The organism is Gemmatimonadota bacterium (assembly GCA_026387915.1).
GTDB lineage: Bacteria > Gemmatimonadota > Gemmatimonadetes > Gemmatimonadales > Gemmatimonadaceae > Fen-1231.
In genome coordinates this window covers 95,213-112,096 of sequence record JAPLKS010000011.1, presented here as the reverse complement: position 1 = coordinate 112,096, position 16,884 = coordinate 95,213, and the positions used below count along the sequence as shown (strand labels likewise).

Annotated in this window: 16 protein-coding genes; all 16 read left to right on the top strand. The window is 63.9% G+C overall.

Annotation, left to right across the window (positions count from 1 at the left end):
* Positions 1-5 precede the first annotated feature (5 nt).
* Positions 6-1,247 (top strand): 3-phosphoshikimate 1-carboxyvinyltransferase, encoded by a 1,242-nt coding sequence (gene aroA / locus NTZ43_06345; protein MCX5766827.1) that lies wholly within the window; start codon positions 6-8, stop codon positions 1,245-1,247.
* Entirely contained in the window at positions 1,222-1,908 is a 687-nt protein-coding gene (gene cmk, locus NTZ43_06340; protein MCX5766826.1) for a (d)CMP kinase, read from the top strand. Before aroA ends, cmk begins: the two co-directional genes overlap by 26 nt.
* A gap of 147 nt (positions 1,909-2,055) precedes the next feature.
* Positions 2,056-3,879, top strand: a complete 1,824-nt coding sequence (locus NTZ43_06335; protein ID MCX5766825.1) for a 30S ribosomal protein S1 — start codon at positions 2,056-2,058, stop codon at positions 3,877-3,879.
* Positions 3,880-3,999: 120 nt separating this feature from the next.
* Positions 4,000-5,940: a hypothetical protein gene (locus NTZ43_06330; protein ID MCX5766824.1), complete on the top strand. Its 1,941-nt coding sequence runs from the start codon at positions 4,000-4,002 to the stop codon at positions 5,938-5,940.
* A 42-nt stretch (positions 5,941-5,982) separates the two neighbouring features.
* Entirely contained in the window at positions 5,983-7,527 is a 1,545-nt protein-coding gene (locus NTZ43_06325) for an acyl-CoA carboxylase subunit beta (protein MCX5766823.1), read from the top strand.
* A gap of 59 nt (positions 7,528-7,586) precedes the next feature.
* Entirely contained in the window at positions 7,587-9,113 is a 1,527-nt protein-coding gene (locus NTZ43_06320) for an acetyl-CoA carboxylase biotin carboxylase subunit (protein ID MCX5766822.1), read from the top strand.
* Positions 9,110-10,339 carry a hypothetical protein gene (locus NTZ43_06315; protein MCX5766821.1) on the top strand — a complete coding sequence of 410 codons (1,230 nt, stop codon included), beginning with the start codon at positions 9,110-9,112 and terminating at the stop codon, positions 10,337-10,339. Before NTZ43_06320 ends, NTZ43_06315 begins: the two co-directional genes overlap by 4 nt.
* Entirely contained in the window at positions 10,336-10,836 is a 501-nt protein-coding gene (locus NTZ43_06310; GenBank protein MCX5766820.1) for a hypothetical protein, read from the top strand. The genes NTZ43_06315 and NTZ43_06310 overlap by 4 nt, the downstream gene beginning before the upstream one ends.
* A gap of 157 nt (positions 10,837-10,993) precedes the next feature.
* On the top strand, positions 10,994-11,443 hold the full coding sequence (gene rplM / locus NTZ43_06305; GenBank protein MCX5766819.1) for a 50S ribosomal protein L13: 450 nt from the start codon (positions 10,994-10,996) through the stop codon (positions 11,441-11,443).
* Positions 11,444-11,833 carry a 30S ribosomal protein S9 gene (rpsI, locus tag NTZ43_06300; protein ID MCX5766818.1) on the top strand — a complete coding sequence of 130 codons (390 nt, stop codon included), beginning with the start codon at positions 11,444-11,446 and terminating at the stop codon, positions 11,831-11,833.
* Positions 11,834-12,025: 192 nt separating this feature from the next.
* Positions 12,026-12,934, top strand: coding sequence for a 30S ribosomal protein S2 (gene rpsB / locus NTZ43_06295; GenBank protein ID MCX5766817.1), 909 nt, complete (start codon positions 12,026-12,028; stop codon positions 12,932-12,934).
* A 115-nt stretch (positions 12,935-13,049) separates the two neighbouring features.
* Positions 13,050-13,925, top strand: a complete 876-nt coding sequence (gene tsf, locus NTZ43_06290; protein ID MCX5766816.1) for a translation elongation factor Ts — start codon at positions 13,050-13,052, stop codon at positions 13,923-13,925.
* A gap of 7 nt (positions 13,926-13,932) precedes the next feature.
* Positions 13,933-14,658 (top strand): UMP kinase, encoded by a 726-nt coding sequence (pyrH, locus tag NTZ43_06285; GenBank protein ID MCX5766815.1) that lies wholly within the window; start codon positions 13,933-13,935, stop codon positions 14,656-14,658.
* Entirely contained in the window at positions 14,655-15,209 is a 555-nt protein-coding gene (frr, locus tag NTZ43_06280) for a ribosome recycling factor (protein ID MCX5766814.1), read from the top strand. Before pyrH ends, frr begins: the two co-directional genes overlap by 4 nt.
* A 2-nt stretch (positions 15,210-15,211) precedes the next feature.
* The gene (locus tag NTZ43_06275) at positions 15,212-15,964 is read left to right on the top strand and encodes an isoprenyl transferase (protein ID MCX5766813.1); all 753 of its coding nucleotides are present in this window, start codon (positions 15,212-15,214) and stop codon (positions 15,962-15,964) included.
* A 34-nt stretch (positions 15,965-15,998) separates the two neighbouring features.
* Positions 15,999-16,856: a phosphatidate cytidylyltransferase gene (locus tag NTZ43_06270; protein MCX5766812.1), complete on the top strand. Its 858-nt coding sequence runs from the start codon at positions 15,999-16,001 to the stop codon at positions 16,854-16,856.
* Positions 16,857-16,884: the final 28 nt, after the last annotated feature.

Sequence of the window (16,884 nt, the reverse complement as noted above, 5' to 3'; positions counted from 1 at the left end):
GTACCGTGCGCGTTCCCGGTGACAAGAGCATCTCGCACCGCGCGCTGATGCTCGGCGCGCTCGGGAGCGGGGCCTCGCGAATCACAGGGCTCTTGCCCTCCGCTGACGTGCAGAGCACGGCGGCGATGTTGCGCGCGCTTGGAGTGGCGGTGCCAGACGTCTCGCCCGATGCGATGGTGGTGGAGGGCGTGGGGCTCGGCGGGTTGCGTGCAAGTGCGCACGATCTCGACGGCGGCAATAGTGGAACCACTACGCGAGTGATGGCGGGCATTCTCGCCGCGAGTCCGTTCGCGTCGCGCGTGATTGGCGATGCGAGTCTCAGTACACGTCCGATGCAGCGCGTGTCAAAGCCACTCACCGCGATGGGCGCGCGTTTTGAATTTGAAAACGGCGATGGCCTGCCGATGACCGTGCATGGCGGTGCGTTGCACGGCATCACCTGGCGCAGCGAGCACGCGAGCGCGCAGGTAAAGAGCGCGATTCTGCTCGCGGGGCTCGTCGCCAACGTGCCGGTGGAGGTGCACGAGCCCGCCCTCACGCGCGATCACACCGAGCGCATGTTGCGCGGGCGTGGCATCGATGTGCGAAGTGAGGGCACGATAGTGACGTTTGTTCCGGGAGGCCCGCTCGCCGCGATGGACACGGCGGTGCCCGGCGATCCCTCGTCCGCTACCTTCTTTGCCGCGCTTGCCGCCCTCGCCACGGCGGGTGAGATCGCGCTCGAAAACGTCTGCACCAATCCGTCTCGAACCGGCGCCTTTGCCGTGCTCGAGCGGATGGGCGTGCGGCTCGGGTGGGAAGACGTGCGCGACAACGGTGGAGAACCGGTAGCCACGCTCGTGGTGGCGCCGCGGCGCGTCGTCGGCACGGTCATCGAGCCGCATGAAGTGCCATCGCTGATTGACGAACTCCCGATGCTCGCCTGTGTGGGCGCGCGTGCCGTGGGGGAAACGCGCGTCACCGGTGCCGCAGAGCTCCGCGTGAAGGAGAGCGATCGCATTGCGGCCGTGGTGCAGAATCTCCGCGCGGTTGGTGCGGAGGCCGACGAGTTGCCCGACGGATTTGTGGTGCAGGGGAGCGATCGACCGCTCGCCGGCCGAGTCATTACCCACGGCGACCATCGCATTGCGATGGCCTTTGGGATTCTCGGCGCGCTCCCCGGCAATCAAATTGAAATCGACGATCCCGATTGTGTCCGCGTGTCTTACCCCGAGTTCTGGAATGACCTCGCCCGTGCCATCCGCTAAGACGCCGTTCGCCGTCACCATCGACGGCCCCGCCGCATCTGGAAAATCGTCCACCGCACGCATGGTGGCCGAACAGGTTGGCGCCCGACATGTGGATTCTGGGGCGCTCTACCGCGCCGTGACGGCGGCGCGCCTACGTGAGGGTGATGACGCCACGCTCTGGACCGAAGGCTCGGTGCTTGAAGCCGCGCAGCGCGTCAGCTTCCGCCCCGGCACGACCACCTTCCTCGCCAACATTGACGGCGCGGACTGCGAGGACGAAATCCGCAGCGACGCCGTGACGGCGTTGGTCTCGCTCGTGGCCAAAATGAACCACGTCCGGTTGTGGGTGAACGAGCAGGTGCGCGCGCTCTCGCAGGAGCATGACGTGGTAGCCGACGGGCGCGACATGGGAACGGTGGTCTTTCCCGACGCCGGGCTGAAAATTTGGCTGGTGGCGCTCCCCACCGAGCGGGCGCGTCGGCGCCTCCTCCAGCGGGGGGGCGGAGAGCCCACTGCGGAGGCCTTGGAGACCGAAACCGAGGCGCTGGAGACCCGCGACCTGCGCGACAGCGAGCAGACTCAACCCGCTCCTGACGCGGTCTGGGTGGACACCACGGGGATCACCCAGGCAGAGCAAGTGGCCCGGATCGTTGCCCTGGCAGCGGAGCGACGCGCCTAAGTTCCCGTCCCGACACCGGTTACCGCCATTGACGGCGGGGCTTTTTCCTGCTAAAATAGATGGCTCTGGCAAATCGGCCGGAGCCTTGTTCGTTTACCCCGAATCCTCGCCGTCGCGGCGAGCCGATCCCCTCCGCGACTAAGGTCCATGACCACCGAAACACTCGAGTCTACCGAGTCCCCCGAAGAATCCGCGTCGCCGTTGACGGCACGTGAGAAGCGCGACCTGCAGAAGGCGCAGCTCCGCCCCCTTTCCAATCGCCGCCCAGAACTCTACGAGGAAGACGAGTACACGTCGGCCGAGTACGAGCAGATGCTGGAGATGTACAACGGCACGCTGGCGTCGATCGAAGAAGGCGAGATCGTCAAGTCGCGCGTCCTCGAGATTCGCGACAACCTCGTCGTACTCGACATCGGCTTCAAGAGCGAAGGCACGATCCCGCTCGAGGAATTCAAGGATATTCCCGACCTCAAGGTCGGTGACGAAATCGAAGTGCTCCTCGAGCACCTCGAAGATCAGGAAGGCGCGGTCGTCCTTTCCAAGAAGAAAGCCGACTTCATGCGCGTGTGGGAAAAGATTCGTGTGGCCTACGAGAGCGACCAGCCGGTGGCCGGCGTCCTCGTCAAGAAGATCAAGGGTGGCGTGGTCGTCGACCTTATGGGCGTCGATGCGTTCCTCCCGGGCTCGCAGATCGCGCTCCGTCGTGTGCCGAACATCGACGAGCTCCTGGGCCAGAAGTACGAGTTCAAGATCATCAAGCTCAACAAGCGTCGCCGCAACATCGTCGTCTCGCGCCGCGTGATTCTCGAGACCGAGCGCGCCGGCAAGCGCGAGAAGCTGATGAAGGAGCTCCAGAAGGATCAGGTGCGGAAGGGCGTGGTCAAGAACATCACGGACTTCGGCGCCTTCATCGACCTCGGCGGCGTGGACGGATTGCTCCACATCACCGACATGTCGTGGGGCCGTATCTCGCACCCGAGCGAAATGGTGCAGATCGGTGCCGAGCTTGAGATCAAGGTGCTGGACATTGATTGGGAGCGCGAGCGCATTTCGCTCGGCCTCAAGCAGCTCCAGAGCTATCCGTGGAAGGACGTCGCCGCCAAGTACCCGGTGGGCACGCGCGTGTCGGGCAAGGTCGTCTCGATCACGAACTACGGCGCCTTCATCGAACTCGAGCCGGGCATCGAAGGGCTCGTGCACATCAGCGAAATGAGCTGGACGCGCAACGTCCGTCACCCGTCGAAGCTCGTGAGCATCGGCGAGGCGATCGAGGCGGTGGTGCTGAAGGTCGATCCGAACGAAGAGAAGATCTCGCTCGGTATGAAGCAGACCGAACAGGATCCGTGGATGGTGTTGCCGCTCAAGTACCCGGTCGGCACGCGCATCAATGGCAAGGTTCGCAACCTGACATCGTTCGGCGCGTTCGTCGAAATCGAGCCGGGCATCGACGGCCTCATTCACATCTCCGACATGAGCTGGACGAAGCGCGTCCAGCACCCGTCGGAAGTCGTGAAGAAGGGCGATGCGGTCGACGTCGTGATCTTGAACATCGACAGCGACAACAAGCGCATCTCGCTCGGCCTCAAGCAGGCCGCTGAGGATCCATGGCTGAAGATCGGTGAGAACTATCCGGTCGGCACGGAACTCAAGGGCAAGGTTGTGCGCCTGATGGAGAAGGGCGTCGTCGCGGACATTGGCAACGACATCGAAGGCTTTGTGCCGATTTCGCAGCTCAACCTCACGGGAAGCCAGGTGCAGAGCACGGCCGACCTCGCGTGGGAAGGGATGAATCTCGAAGTGCGCGTGCTTGAGGTGGATCCGATCCACCGTCGCATTGTGCTGTCCGTGACGAGCATCCCGGCTGAGCAGCCGCCGCGTCCGGAAACGCCGAGCAAGGTGTTCACGGAAGAAGGCGAAGCGGCCATTCCGGAAATCCCGGCGAACATCACCGCGGACGATATCGAGGAGTAGTCGCCTCGGAGTTTGTATGCCGAAACAGCCCCGCCGGTCGTTGACCGGCGGGGCTGTTTTGCGAAGGCCGGATTCAGCCCCCTTTCCGGAGCGAGGAGCACCCGATAACGTCATCGACTTATGACCCCTCGAAATCTTGCGGCGGCCGCGCTCCTCGCGCTTGCCGCCTGCCGCCCCGCTGGTTCGCTGCTCGTGCCTGACGACTCGGCGCTCCAACTCGCCAAGAACACCATTGCCGCAGCCAATCCGGCGGAGAAGGGTCCGCTCGCGGTGAAGTTCCTCTACTACGGGAACGGCACCGATAAGAATCGCGCCGAGTACCGCGATTCCGTCACCATCAAAACGCGCACGGTTAATGGCACGCCGTATTTGCGTGGCGGCGACAAGAAGCGTTTGAAGAAGCGATGGGACTACTGGGGCTTTGACGAAAAGCGTCTCCCAGTAAACGCGCGGGTTTGGTATCCCGAGGGCGCCGGCCCGTTCCCGCTCTTCCTGATTGTGCACGGCAACCACGACATGAAGAAGTTCTCCGATCCCGGCTACCAGTACCTCGGCGAACATCTCGCGAGTCGCGGGTACATCGTGGCATCGGTGGACGAAAACTTTTTGAACGGCGACTTGCGCAGCGAAAACGACGCGCGCGGATGGATGCTTCTCAAGCACCTCGCCGTATGGCGTGCATGGAATGCCGACAGCACGAATCTCTTCTACGGCAAAGTGGACATGACGCGCATTGCCATTGCGGGGCACTCGCGCGGAGGCGAGGCGGTGGCGGTCGCCGCAGCGTTCAACAGGCTCACGCATTACCCCGACGATGCACGCGTGACCTTTGACTTTGGCTTCAACATCAGATCGGTGATCGCGATTTCGCCGGTGGACGGGCAGTACAAGCCGAGCGACAAGGGCACACCAGTAGCGAATGTGAATTACTTCGTGCTGCACGGCTCGCACGACAGCGACGTGAGCACGTTTATGGGGCTACGGCAGTTCGACCGCGTGCGTTTTACCGACGGCGGCGACTGGGTGAAGGCGGCGCTTTTTGTGTATCGCGCGAATCACGGGCAGTTCAATACCGTGTGGGGCGACAATGATGTCGGCAACTCTGGGTGGTTGCTGCACAAGAAGTTGTTGCTGACCGGCGACGAGCAGCGGCAGGTGGCCAAGGTGTTTATCTCCGGCTTTCTCGATCTGACGCTACGCGGCCAAAAGGCCTACCGGCCTATGTTCGTGGACCATCGCACGGCGGGGAACTGGCTTCCGAAGACAATCTTTATCTCCCGCTTCGGATCGCCGACCACGCGCTATCTCGCCGACTACGAAGAAGGGATTGATGTCACGCGCGGATCGGCGGCGGGTGTGCGCATCAGCGGACGGCGCTTGGCCACGTGGAAAGAGCTCGGCCTCACCATGCGGAGTCGTGGGCTTCAGCCGTTCAATAACAACGTCGTGATGCTTGGGTGGACCGCGCCTCGCGCCGGTGGGGACAGCACGCGCGCGAGCTACTCGCTCTCGCTCCCCGATTCGCTGGCGGCGTCGTGGAAGCTGGGCGCGCAGTCGTCGCTTGTCTTTGGGCTGGCCAATGTTGGCGAAATGCCAAAGCCGCTCGCCTCCGCCGATACAGCGTTCCTCAGTGACAGCGCAGCGGCCGCGCCGGCCAAGAAAAGTGCGGCGAGTAACGACAGTAGCAAATCCTCGACGAGTAAGAAAACGGCGGCCGATAGCGCCAAGGCCAAGGCCGATTCTCTGCCGCTCGACTTAACCGTCGAACTGGTCATGGCCGATGGCCGCGTAGCGTCGCTCCCGCTGAGTGAGGTGGCCCCCATTCGTCCGCCGCTCACGGTGCGGCTCTGGCGTTGGGAGTACGTAGAAAAACGGCTCAGTCCGCCGTCCAAGAATCACGAAGATGTGATGACGACGTTTACGATTCCGCTCGCGAAATTCGCTGACCGCCTCACGGGGTTCGACGCGCGTAACGTACGGGCGGTGCGCTTCCGCTTTGACCGTGGCCCTGCGGGGACGGTCATTCTCGATGACATCGGCTTTGAGGTGGGTACGCCGTAGCGGGTCGGGGGGCGCGTCCGCTACCTTCTATAGACCATGTCCATGCGCGAAAAACTGCAGCTCCTTGAGCAGCGGCGTGCCGCCTCGGAGCAGGGAGGAGGCGCCGCTCGCCTCAAAGCCCAGCACGACAAGGGGAAACTCTCCGCCCGCGAGCGTCTCGACGTGCTCTTGGACGAAGGGACCTTTGTTGAGCTGGATCGTTTTGTCACCCATCGGTCCGAGGACTTCGGGCTGGCCGAACAGCGTCCCTACGGCGACGGTGTGGTCACAGGCTATGGCCGGATCGATGGCCGCCTCGTGTACGTCTTCTCGCAAGACTTCACCGTCTTTGGCGGCTCGCTCTCCGAAGCCCACGCCGAAAAAGTGTGCAAGGTGATGGACCTCGCCGTGCGGAATGGTGCGCCCATGATCGGGCTCAATGATTCCGGTGGCGCACGCATTCAAGAGGGTGTGGTGTCGCTCGGCGGCTACGCCGAAATCTTTCTGCGCAACACGCTGGCCTCGGGTGTGGTACCGCAAATCTCTGCGATCCTCGGACCGTGCGCCGGTGGCGCCGTCTACTCGCCTGCCATTACGGACTTTGTGTTCATGACCCGTGGCACGAGCTACATGTTCGTGACCGGCCCGAACGTCGTGAAGACCGTGACGCACGAAGACGTCACCATGGAAGCACTCGGCGGCGCCGATGCGCACGGCGGCACAAGTGGCGTGTCGCACTTCACGAGCGGCAGTGAGCTCGAGTGCCTCGAATCCATTCGCATGCTGTTCCGCTACGTGCCGTCGAACAATGTGGATGCGCCGCCGCGTGGGCGGGGCACCGACCCGCGCGACCGCAAAGACGAAGCGTTGCTCGACCTCGTGCCTGATTCGCCCAACAAACCGTACGACATGCACGACGTGCTCCGGCGCGTGATTGATGACGGCGAGTTTCTGGAAGTCCAGCGCGACTACGCCGCGAATATCATCTGCGGCTTTGCGCACCTCGGGGGCTTCAGTGTTGGCATCGTCGCCAATCAGCCGGCGGTGCTCGCGGGCTGTCTCGATATCAATGCGAGCGTCAAAGCCGCTCGGTTCATTCGCTTTTGCGACGCGTTCAACATTCCGATTGTGACCTTCGAAGACGTGCCGGGTTTTCTCCCCGGTGTCGCACAGGAGCACGGCGGCATTATCAAGCACGGCGCCAAGCTGCTCTACGCGTACTGCGAAGCCACGGTGCCCAAGCTCACGGTCATCACGCGCAAGGCGTATGGCGGGGCGTATGACGTCATGAGCTCGAAGCACATTCGCGGCGACTTCAACGTGGCCTGGCCCACGGCGGAGATTGCGGTGATGGGGCCGAAGGGCGCGGTGGAAATCCTGTTCAAAAAGGAAATCGCCGAGAGCGCTGACCCCGTTGCCGCTACTGATGCGAAGGTGGCCGAGTACGCGGCGAAGTTCGCCAATCCATACGTCGCGGCGAGTCGTGGCTACGTGGATGACATTATCGATCCGCGCGACACCCGCCCGCGTCTGATTGACGCGCTCGAAACGCTGCAGGGCAAACGCGACAGCAATCCGCCGAAGAAACACGGCAACATTCCGCTGTGATGCTGATCTGTCGCGACCTATCCGGAGCGCCGGCGCCATGCCGGCGGTCGAGCTGACCCATGTTTCGTAAACTATTAATCGCCAACCGCGGCGAGATTGCACTGCGCGTGGTGCGGGCCTGCCGCGAGTTAGGGGTGCTGTCGGTCGCGGTGTATTCCGATGCCGACGCGAGTGCGCCGCATGTGCGCGAAGCCGACGAAGCGGTGCGCCTCGGCCCGGCGCCTTCCGCGCAGAGTTACTTGCTTGGCGACGCGATTATTGCGGCGGCCATTCGTACCGGTGCTGAAGCCATTCACCCTGGCTATGGTTTTCTGAGCGAGCGTGAGTGGTTTGCGCGTGCGGTGCGCGATGCGGGGCTCGTGTGGGTGGGGCCCCCCGCGGAAGCCATCGCTGCGATGGGAAGCAAAACGGCCGCACGCCAGCTCGCGATTGCGCATCAGGTGCCCGTGGTACCCGGTACCACCACGGCGCTACGCGATGCCGCTGAGGCTGCGGAGGTTGCCGCGCAGTTTGGGTATCCGGTGCTCCTCAAGGCCGCGGCCGGCGGTGGTGGCAAGGGGATGCGCGTCGTGTGGAGTGCCGATGAAATCGCTGGCGCGCTCGATGCTGCCAAGCGTGAGGCCAAGAACGCATTTGGTGACGACGCGGTGTACGTCGAGAAATACATCGAGGGGCCGCGGCACGTCGAGATTCAGCTGTTGGCTGACCAGCACGGCAACGTGCTCTCGCTTGGTGAGCGCGAGTGTTCCGTGCAGCGCCGTCACCAGAAAATGATTGAGGAAGCGCCGAGTGTGGCGGTGTCGCCCGAGTTGCGAAAGCGCATGGGTGAGGCGGCGGTGCGCGCCGCTCGCGCGGCCGGTTACACCAATGCGGGCACGTGCGAGTTCCTGCTCGACAAAAGCGGCGAGTTCTATTTTCTCGAAATGAACACGCGCATTCAGGTCGAACACCCGGTCACAGAACTGGTGACGGGTGTGGACCTTGTGCAATGGCAAATCCGCATCGCGGCCGGCGAGACGTTGCCCTTCACGGGGCCCTTTGAACCGAACGGCTGGGCGATGGAGTGCCGCATTACGAGTGAGGATCCGGCCAATGGATTCTTGCCGTCCACGGGCCGCATTACGCATCTGCAACTCCCGAGCGGCCCCGGCGTGCGGTGGGACGGTGGGGTCGAGGCCGGCTCGGATATTGGACTCTTTTACGATCCGATGCTCGCCAAGCTCATTGTGTGGGCGCCGAATCGCGCGGCAGCGGTGGCGCGGATGCGTCGGGCGCTCTGCGAATTGTCGGTGGATGGCATTGAGACGTCGCGCGAATTTCATCTGCGCGTGATGGATGACGCGGAGTTTCAGCGCGGTGAGATTGAGATTCAGTGGCTGGAGCGGCGGCTCGCGTCGCTGCTCGCGGTACCAGCGAATGAGGGCGCGGTGCACGTCGCGGCGATCGCGGCCGCGTTGCTGGCGCGACACGATCGTGGTGCCACGGCAACGCCAAGTAGCGGCGGGGCACCACCCGCGGCCGCGCGTGCCGACGCCGAGGGCGCCTGGGTGCGCGCTGCCCGCGTCGAGGGGCTGCGGTCCCGTTGAGCGAACTCTGCACGATTGAAATCGAGTCGATCGCCTCGGGCGGCGACGGCGTCGCGCGACACAACGGACTCGTGGTGTTTGTGCCGCGCACGGCGCCCGGTGATGTGGTGTTGGCGCACATCGAAAAGAAGGGACGGCTCGCCCGCGGCGTCGTCGAACGCATTGAGCGTCCGGGCGCATCACGCGTGCGGCCGGAGTGCGATCACTACGACGGCGACCGATGCGGCGGCTGCCAGCTCCAGCATCTCGCGATTGGCGCGCAGCGTGAGGCCAAGCAGAAGATGGTGCGCGACGCCATGCGCCGGATTGCCAAGCGCGAGGTGGAGCTGCCGGAGATGCGTTTCGGCACGCGCGAGTGGGAGTACCGCCGCAGTGTATCGGTGGCCATTCGCCGAGATGCCGTAGGGATTCGCGCGGGATTTCATGCGTGGGACGACATGGACCGCGTCTTTGCGCTCACGGACTGTCGTATTGCGGATCCGCGTCTGCTCGTCGCCCTGCGTGAAGTGATGGCGACCGCGGCATTGTTGCCGGCGGTGCCGAATCTGCGTGCCACGCTTCGACTGAGTCGCACGGGCGTCGTGCTGGTGCTCGAAGGCGCGCACGACTGGCGCACACACGAACGCTTCGCCGTGGCGGTGCCGACGCTCGAAGCCATCTGGTGGGTGCCGTTCGGCGCCACGCGTCGGCTCGTGCACGATCGGCGTTCGCACGCGGAACCCGATGCGTCATTCAATCAGGTGAACCCCGAGGTCGGGGAGCTCCTCGGATCGTTTGTCACCGAACGCATTCGCGCGCACGCGCCGCGCACATTGGTCGACGCGTATGCCGGGTCCGGCGACGTGGCCGCGACGCTCTCCCACGAGGGCGTGCAGGTGACGGCGATTGAAATGGATGAAGAGGCGGTGGCCTATTGTGCCACGCGACTCGCACCCGGTTCGCGGGCGGTGGCTGCGCGGGTGGAAGATCTCCTCGGGCGCGCACTGCCCGCGGATGTGGTGTTGCTCAATCCACCACGCGCGGGCGTGGACGCGCAGGTGACCTCGTTATTGGAGGAGGCGCGGCCGCACGCCATTGTGTACGTCAGCTGCGATCCGGCCACACTGGCGCGCGATGTCTCGCGCTTGCCGTCGTACCGGGTGACCGCGCTGACCGCGTTCGACATGTTTCCCCAGACCGCGCACGTCGAAACCGTGTGCGAGCTCGTATTGGAGAGTGACGCGTGAAGTACATCGTCGAGGTGGACGGCCACCGCGTGGAAGTGGAGCTCGAGGGCGACCAAGCCCGCGTCAACGGCGGCCCCGCGCAGCAGGCGCGACTGACCGACGTGCCCGGCACCCCGGTGCGGCTCGTGGACCTCGACGGCGAGATGCACCGCGTGATGGCCCGCCGCGACGGTACCCGCGGCCGGTATCTGCTCTCGCTCGATGGCCGGCGCTTTGCCGTGGAGGCGCTCGACGAGCGTACCCGCGCGATCCGCGACCTGACCGTGGCCGCCGCCCCAACCGGGCCGCAGCCGCTGCGCGCGCCGATGCCGGGGCTGGTGGTTCGGGCCTTTGTGGCGGTTGGGGACCTCATTGAGGCCGGCCAGCCGGTCATCGCCATGGAGGCCATGAAGATGGAAAACGAGCTCCGAGCGCCTGCCGCAGGGCGGGTCAAAAGCATCTTGGTGGCCCCCGGGACGGTGGTCGAGAAGGGCGCCCTTTTGGTGGAGTTCGAGTAGCCCTAGGGAGGGCTCTCCGGCGGCACCCCCGGCGCGTTGACAGCCCGTAAGTCCTTGCCTATCTTTAGAGTCTGTCCCAAAACGCCCATCGTGGCGGCCGAAACCCGGGTTGCAACCTGCACCGGTGAGGCGCTGTACCCCTTTAGTTCACATAGAGATGTCCACGTACACCGCTCGACCCTCCGACATTGAACACAAGTGGTTCGTTGTCGATGCGGAAGGCATGGTTCTCGGTCGCCTCGCGACTGAAATCGCCAAGATCATCCGTGGTAAGCACAAGCCGACGTTCACGCCGCACATGGATACGGGCGACAACGTCATCGTCATCAACGCCTCGAAGGTGAAGGTGACGGGCCGCAAGTCCGAACAGAAGACGTACTTCTCGCACTCCGGCTACATGGGGCACGACAAGCAGACGCCGTTCGCGACGATGTTGGCGAAGCACCCCGAACGCATCATTGAGAAGGCCGTGCACGGGATGCTCCCCAAGAACGCACTGGGTCGGCAGAAGCTGCGGATCAAGTTGCGCGTCTATCCGGGTGCCGAGCACCCGCACATCGCCCAGCGTCCCACCGTGCTCACTTTCAAGAAGGCGGAGGCGAATTAAATGGCCGACATTACACACACCGTCGGCCGCCGCAAAGAAGCGGTCTGCCGCGTCTATCTGCAGCCGGGTTCCGGCAAGTGGGATGTCAACGGGCGTACGCTCGGTGACTACTTCCCGCGTCCGGCGCTCGTGTCCGCGATTCAGCAGCCGTTTACGGCCACCGACACGCTCGGCAACTACGACGTGAAGGCGAATCTCAATGGCGGCGGATCCACGGGTCAGGCTGGCGCGTTGCGCCTCGCCGTTGCCCGTGCCCTCGTCAAGATCGACGAGAATCACCGTCGCAAGCTGCGCGACCTCGGCCTCCTCACGCGCGATGCGCGTGCGGTCGAACGTAAAAAGCCGGGCCGTCCGAAAGCCCGTAAGCGCTTCCAGTTCAGCAAGCGCTAGTCGAAGACCGCGCCTCGCGGCGAGAGCAGGGATTCCTGCTTTCGCCGCGACGTCGCGGAGCTGTACCGATGTTGCTCGTGTGCGTGTTCTTCATCCCTCAGGCGGGATGAGCGGACGTCGGGTGCCGCCCTTGGGGCGGTCGACAACCGCGATGACTTCCGCCGACGTCACCAACCAATCAGGTATCGCATCATGGCTCAGCCCACGCTCGACGAACTCCTCAAGGCCGGCGTACACTTCGGCCACCAAACCCGTCGTTGGAACCCGAAGATGCGTCGGTTCATCTTCGCGGAGCGCAACGGGATTCACATCATCGATCTGCAGAAGACGCTGCGTCAGATTGAACTCGCGCAGAAGCTCGTGCGCGAAGTTGTCCTGCGCGGTGAAAGCGTGCTCTTCGTGTGCACCAAGCAGCAGCTCGCCGAACTCGTCAAGGCGGAAGCCGAGAAGTGCGGCGCGATGTACGTCACCGAGCGCTGGCTCGGCGGCTTGCTCACGAACTTCGCGACCATCAAGAAGCAGATCAAGAAGCTCAAGGATCTCGAAGCCGGCAGCGAGTCGGGCGGCGATTTTGAGAACTACACCAAGAAAGAACAGCTGATGCTGACGCGCCTGCGCGACAAGCTCAGCAAGAACTTGTCGGGCATCAAGCCGATGTCGCGCCTGCCGGGCCTGATCTTTATCGTCGACGCCAAGAAGGAGCGCATCGCGGTGGACGAGGCCAACAAGCTGGGCATCCCGCTCGTCGCTATCTGCGACACGAACTCCGATCCCGATCTCATCACCGTGCCGATTGCCGGCAACGATGACGCCATCCGCTCCGTGGAACTGATCACGGGCGCGCTGGCCGAGACGATCAACGACGCCCGTCGCGAAGCGCCGGCGTTGCGTGAAGACTCCGAGGACGGCGAGAGCTACACCTACTCGTCCGACCGCGGTGCGGAACCGGCTGGCAACGACCGCGACGGCAAGAAGCGTCGTCCGCGTCGCCGTCACGCCAAGCCCGAAGCGATTGCGGCGCGCCTGAAGGACGGCGCGCCGGCAGCCGCAGAAGGCGCTCCGGAAGGCGCGCCGGCGGCTCCCGACGCAGCGGCCGAGTAACCCCCAAGAGCGGCATAGTGCCGCAGTTGGGATAGCAGTAACTTTCTTCTCGCCGCCGGCGTCCGTTGTTGCGCCGGCGGCGATTCCACACCCAGCATACCAGGTGTCATTGATCATGAGCATCACTGCAAAGGATGTCGCCGCACTGCGCGCCCGCACGGGCGCCGGAATGGGCGACTGCAAGAAGGCCCTCGAAGAGACCGGCGGCGACATTGAAAAGGCCGTCGACCAGCTGCGTACCAAGGGCATTGCCAAGGCTGAGAAGCGCGCCGGGCGTGCGGCCAGCGAAGGGCAGATCATTACGTGGGTGTCGGATGACGCGACCCTCGGCGTGATGATTGAACTGAACTCCGAAACCGATTTCGTCTCCCGCAACGACGAGTTCGTGGCGCTGGCCACGATGGTCGCGCGCCATATCGCCGAGGACACGTCGCTCGACGGCGTGGCTGAGCTGGGCACCGACCATGCGTTGCTGAACAAGCACTGGCATCACGACAAAGCGCTGACGCTGGGCGAAGTCGTGAAGGCCGCGGCGGCCAAGACCGGCGAGAACGTGCAGCTGCGCCGCGTGGCGCGCTACGCCACCTCCGGCACCATTGGCGTGTATCGCCACCACAACGGCAAGGTGGCCGTGCTGGTGGACGTGCAGGGCGCCAATGGTGATGCAGCCAAGACGCTCGGTGGCAGTGTGGCCGAGCATGTGGCCGCCGGCGTGCCGACGGTCGCGATTGCCGTGCAGAAGACGGACGTGCCGGCCGAACTGGTCGAGCGTGAGAAGGCGATCTTCGTGGAGCAGGCCAAGGCGAGCGGCAAGCCCGACAACATCGTTGAAAAGATGGTGAGCGGCCGCATCGACAAGTTCTACTCCGAAGTGACGTTAGTGCAGCAGCCGTGGGTTCGTGATGACAGCAAGACCATTGGTCAGCTCGTCAAGGAAACCGCTGGCGCCGATCTCAAGCGCTTCGTGCGTTTCCAGATGGGCGAGGGCTGAGCGCGCCGTGCCCCGGCCGCCGAAGGCGCTGAAGTACCCGCGAGTGCTGCTGAAGCTCTCCGGCGAAGCGCTTGCCGGCGGGCAGGGCTCGGGGTTCGACTTTGCGGTGATTACGAAGTACGCTAAGGAAATCAAAGAAGTCACGACCATGGGCGCGCAAATGGGCATGGTGATCGGCGGCGGCAACATCGTACGCGGATCGCAGATTTCCAAAATGGGCATGGACCGCGTCAGCGCGGATTACATGGGGATGTTGGGCACCATCATCAATGCGCTCGCGTTTCAGGATATTCTGGAGCGTGAGGGACTCGACACCCGCGTGATGACGGCAATCCGGATGGAAGAGCTCGCCGAGCCGTACATCCGTCGGCGCGCGATGCGGCACTTGGAGAAGGGGCGCGCGGTGATCTTTGCCGCGGGTACGGGGAATCCGTACTTCAGCACCGACACCGCTGCCGTCCTGCGCGCCATTCAGATGAAGGCCGACGTGATCATCAAGGCGACGAGCGTCGACGGCGTATACGACGCGGATCCCAAGACGAACCCCGATGCGGTGAAATACGCCAACATCAGCTACAAAGAAGTGATGCACGGCGAGCTTGGTGTGATGGACCAGACGGCGATCACGCTCTGTAAGGAAAACAAGCTGCCTTTGATCGTGTTGAACATCAACGAACCCGGCGCCGTGCTACGGGCGATCCGGGGCGAACGGGTGGGGACCCTCGTCTCATGACCAGCATTCCGAATATCCTGAAAGACTGCAAGACCGGTATGGAGAAGGGCGTCGAAGCAACCAAGCGCGAGTTTCAGACGGTGCGCTCGGGCAAGGCGTCGCCGACAATGCTCGACGTGGTGAAGGTGGAGATGTATGGCTCCTTCCTGGCGATGAACCAGGTGGCCAACGTCTCCGCGCCGGAACCGCGCGTGCTCCTCGTGACGCCGTTCGACAAAACGCAGTTAAAGGCCGTTGAAAAGGCCATTCGCGAATCTGACCTCGGCCTCGATCCGGCGATTCAGGGCGGCGTCATCCGCGTGCCGTTGCCGTCGATGAACGAACAGCGTCGCAAAGATCTCGTGAAGACCGTGCATAAATACTCCGAAGACGGCCGTATTGCGGTGCGCCATGCGCGCACGCATGCGCGCGACATCCTCAAGAAGCTCGATGGCGTGAGCGAGGACGATGTGAAGCACGCCGAAAAGGAATTGCAGAAAATTCACGACGAGTACATTGCCAAGATCGACGCGCTGATGAAGTCCAAGGAAGCCGAGTTGATGGAAGTCTGACCGTGGCCTCCACTCTCGCCTCCGATCTGCTGGACCAGATTCGCGAGCACGGCGCGATCCCGAAACACGTGGCCATCATTATGGATGGCAACGGGCGCTGGGCGCGGGAGCGGATGTTGCCGCGCCCGCTGGGGCACCGGAGCGGGATGAAGTCGGTGCGCGAAGTGGTCGAGGGTGCGATTGAAGCCGGCGTGGAAGTGCTGTCGTTGTTCGCCTTCTCGCAGGAAAACTGGCAGCGCCCCGCCGGCGAAGTGTCGGCGCTGATGTCGCTCCTTGAGGAGTACATCCAAAAGGAAGCCGACGAGCTCGATGAGCAGGGCGTGCAGGTGCGCATGCTCGGCGAACTCGAGCGCCTCACGCCCCCCGCGGCTGCCGCGGTGGATCGTGTGATGCAGCAGACCGCGCATAACACCAAGCTGCGGCTCAATCTGTTTATTTCGTACGGGTCGCGCGCGGAGCTCGTGCGTGCGGCACGCTTGATCGCCGAAGATGTGGTGGCCGGCAAGATGTCGCCCGATCAAATCGACGAGCGCGCGTTCGCGAGCCGGCTATTTACCGCCGACTGCCCAGACCCCGACCTGCTCATTCGCACGTCTGGTGAACAGCGCATTTCGAATTTCCTCCTCTGGCAGCTCGCGTACACCGAGTTGTATATCTCGCCGGTGCTCTGGCCGGACTTCGGCCGCCGCGATTTGTACGAAGCCATCCTCGAGTACCAGAATCGCGATCGTCGGTTCGGCCGCGTCGCCGTCTGAGCGCACGCGCCTCCGTTCCCCTGCGCCACACTCCGTGACTGAGTTCCAGAAGCGCCTCGCGTTTTCCCTCGTCGCGGCCCCCGGTGCAGTGGCGATCGTCTGGTTTGGCGGCGCCGCACTCGCGGTTCTGCTGGCCGTTGCCGCCGCGCTTGCGGCATTTGAGTTTGGCCACCTCGGACGGGATTCCGGCAGTCGCCCACTCCAAGAGCACGGCATTGTGTTGGCCGCGCTCGTGCCGCTCTGCGTGCATGCGGTGCATCTCGGACTGTGGGCACCGCCAGTGAGTGTGCTGATGCTCGTGGTCCTAGAGGTGCTCACCGTCGCGCTCTGGCGTCGCGGTGCCACGGGGCGGCCGCTCGAAGCTGTGGGGCTCACGATTTTCGCGGTACTCTACACCGGCGGCATGCTCAGCTTTGCGTATGCGCTGCGCTATCACCCGTACGCCGTGGACGCCGCGTCGGGCACGGCGCTGGTCGCATTTCCGTTGTTGCTCACGTGGGGGACGGACATCGGCGGCTATGTGTTTGGACGCTGGTTGGGTGTCACCAAACTGATGCCCACGGTGAGTCCAGGAAAAACCGTTGCGGGTGCGGTGGGCGGTTTGATTGTGGCGGTGGTGATCAGCGTGCTGTTCTCGCGCTATGCGTTGCCGCGGTTCGCACAGCTCACCATGCTGCCGAGTCGTGCCATACTGTTTGGCGTGCTCCTGAGCGTTGGCGGGCAGATCGGCGATCTCGTGGAGTCGATGCTCAAGCGCGAAGCCGGCGTCAAGGATAGCTCGCATTTGATTCCTGGTCACGGCGGCGTGCTCGACCGTGTGGACTCGATGCTCTTCACCCTTCCGTTGGCGTACGTGTTGCTGAGCCTGATGCTGCTGCCGGCTCCACGGTGAGCGCACCGGCTGTGCCACGCCACGATAC

Bases quoted from the DNA above. Each gene is read 5' to 3' on its own strand.
- NTZ43_06335 (MCX5766825.1), top strand. From the start codon at position 2,056: ATGACCACCGAAACACTCGAGTCTACCGAGTCCCCCGAAGAATCCGCG.
- cmk (MCX5766826.1), top strand. From the start codon at position 1,222: ATGACCTCGCCCGTGCCATCCGCTAAGACGCCGTTCGCCGTCACCATC.
- tsf (MCX5766816.1), top strand. From the start codon at position 13,050: ATGAGCATCACTGCAAAGGATGTCGCCGCACTGCGCGCCCGCACGGGC.
- frr (MCX5766814.1), top strand. From the start codon at position 14,655: ATGACCAGCATTCCGAATATCCTGAAAGACTGCAAGACCGGTATGGAG.
- rplM (MCX5766819.1), top strand. From the start codon at position 10,994: ATGTCCACGTACACCGCTCGACCCTCCGACATTGAACACAAGTGGTTC.
- NTZ43_06330 (MCX5766824.1), top strand. From the start codon at position 4,000: ATGACCCCTCGAAATCTTGCGGCGGCCGCGCTCCTCGCGCTTGCCGCC.
- NTZ43_06325 (MCX5766823.1), top strand. From the start codon at position 5,983: ATGCGCGAAAAACTGCAGCTCCTTGAGCAGCGGCGTGCCGCCTCGGAG.
- rpsB (MCX5766817.1), top strand. From the start codon at position 12,026: ATGGCTCAGCCCACGCTCGACGAACTCCTCAAGGCCGGCGTACACTTC.
- rpsI (MCX5766818.1), top strand. From the start codon at position 11,444: ATGGCCGACATTACACACACCGTCGGCCGCCGCAAAGAAGCGGTCTGC.
- NTZ43_06320 (MCX5766822.1), top strand. From the start codon at position 7,587: ATGTTTCGTAAACTATTAATCGCCAACCGCGGCGAGATTGCACTGCGC.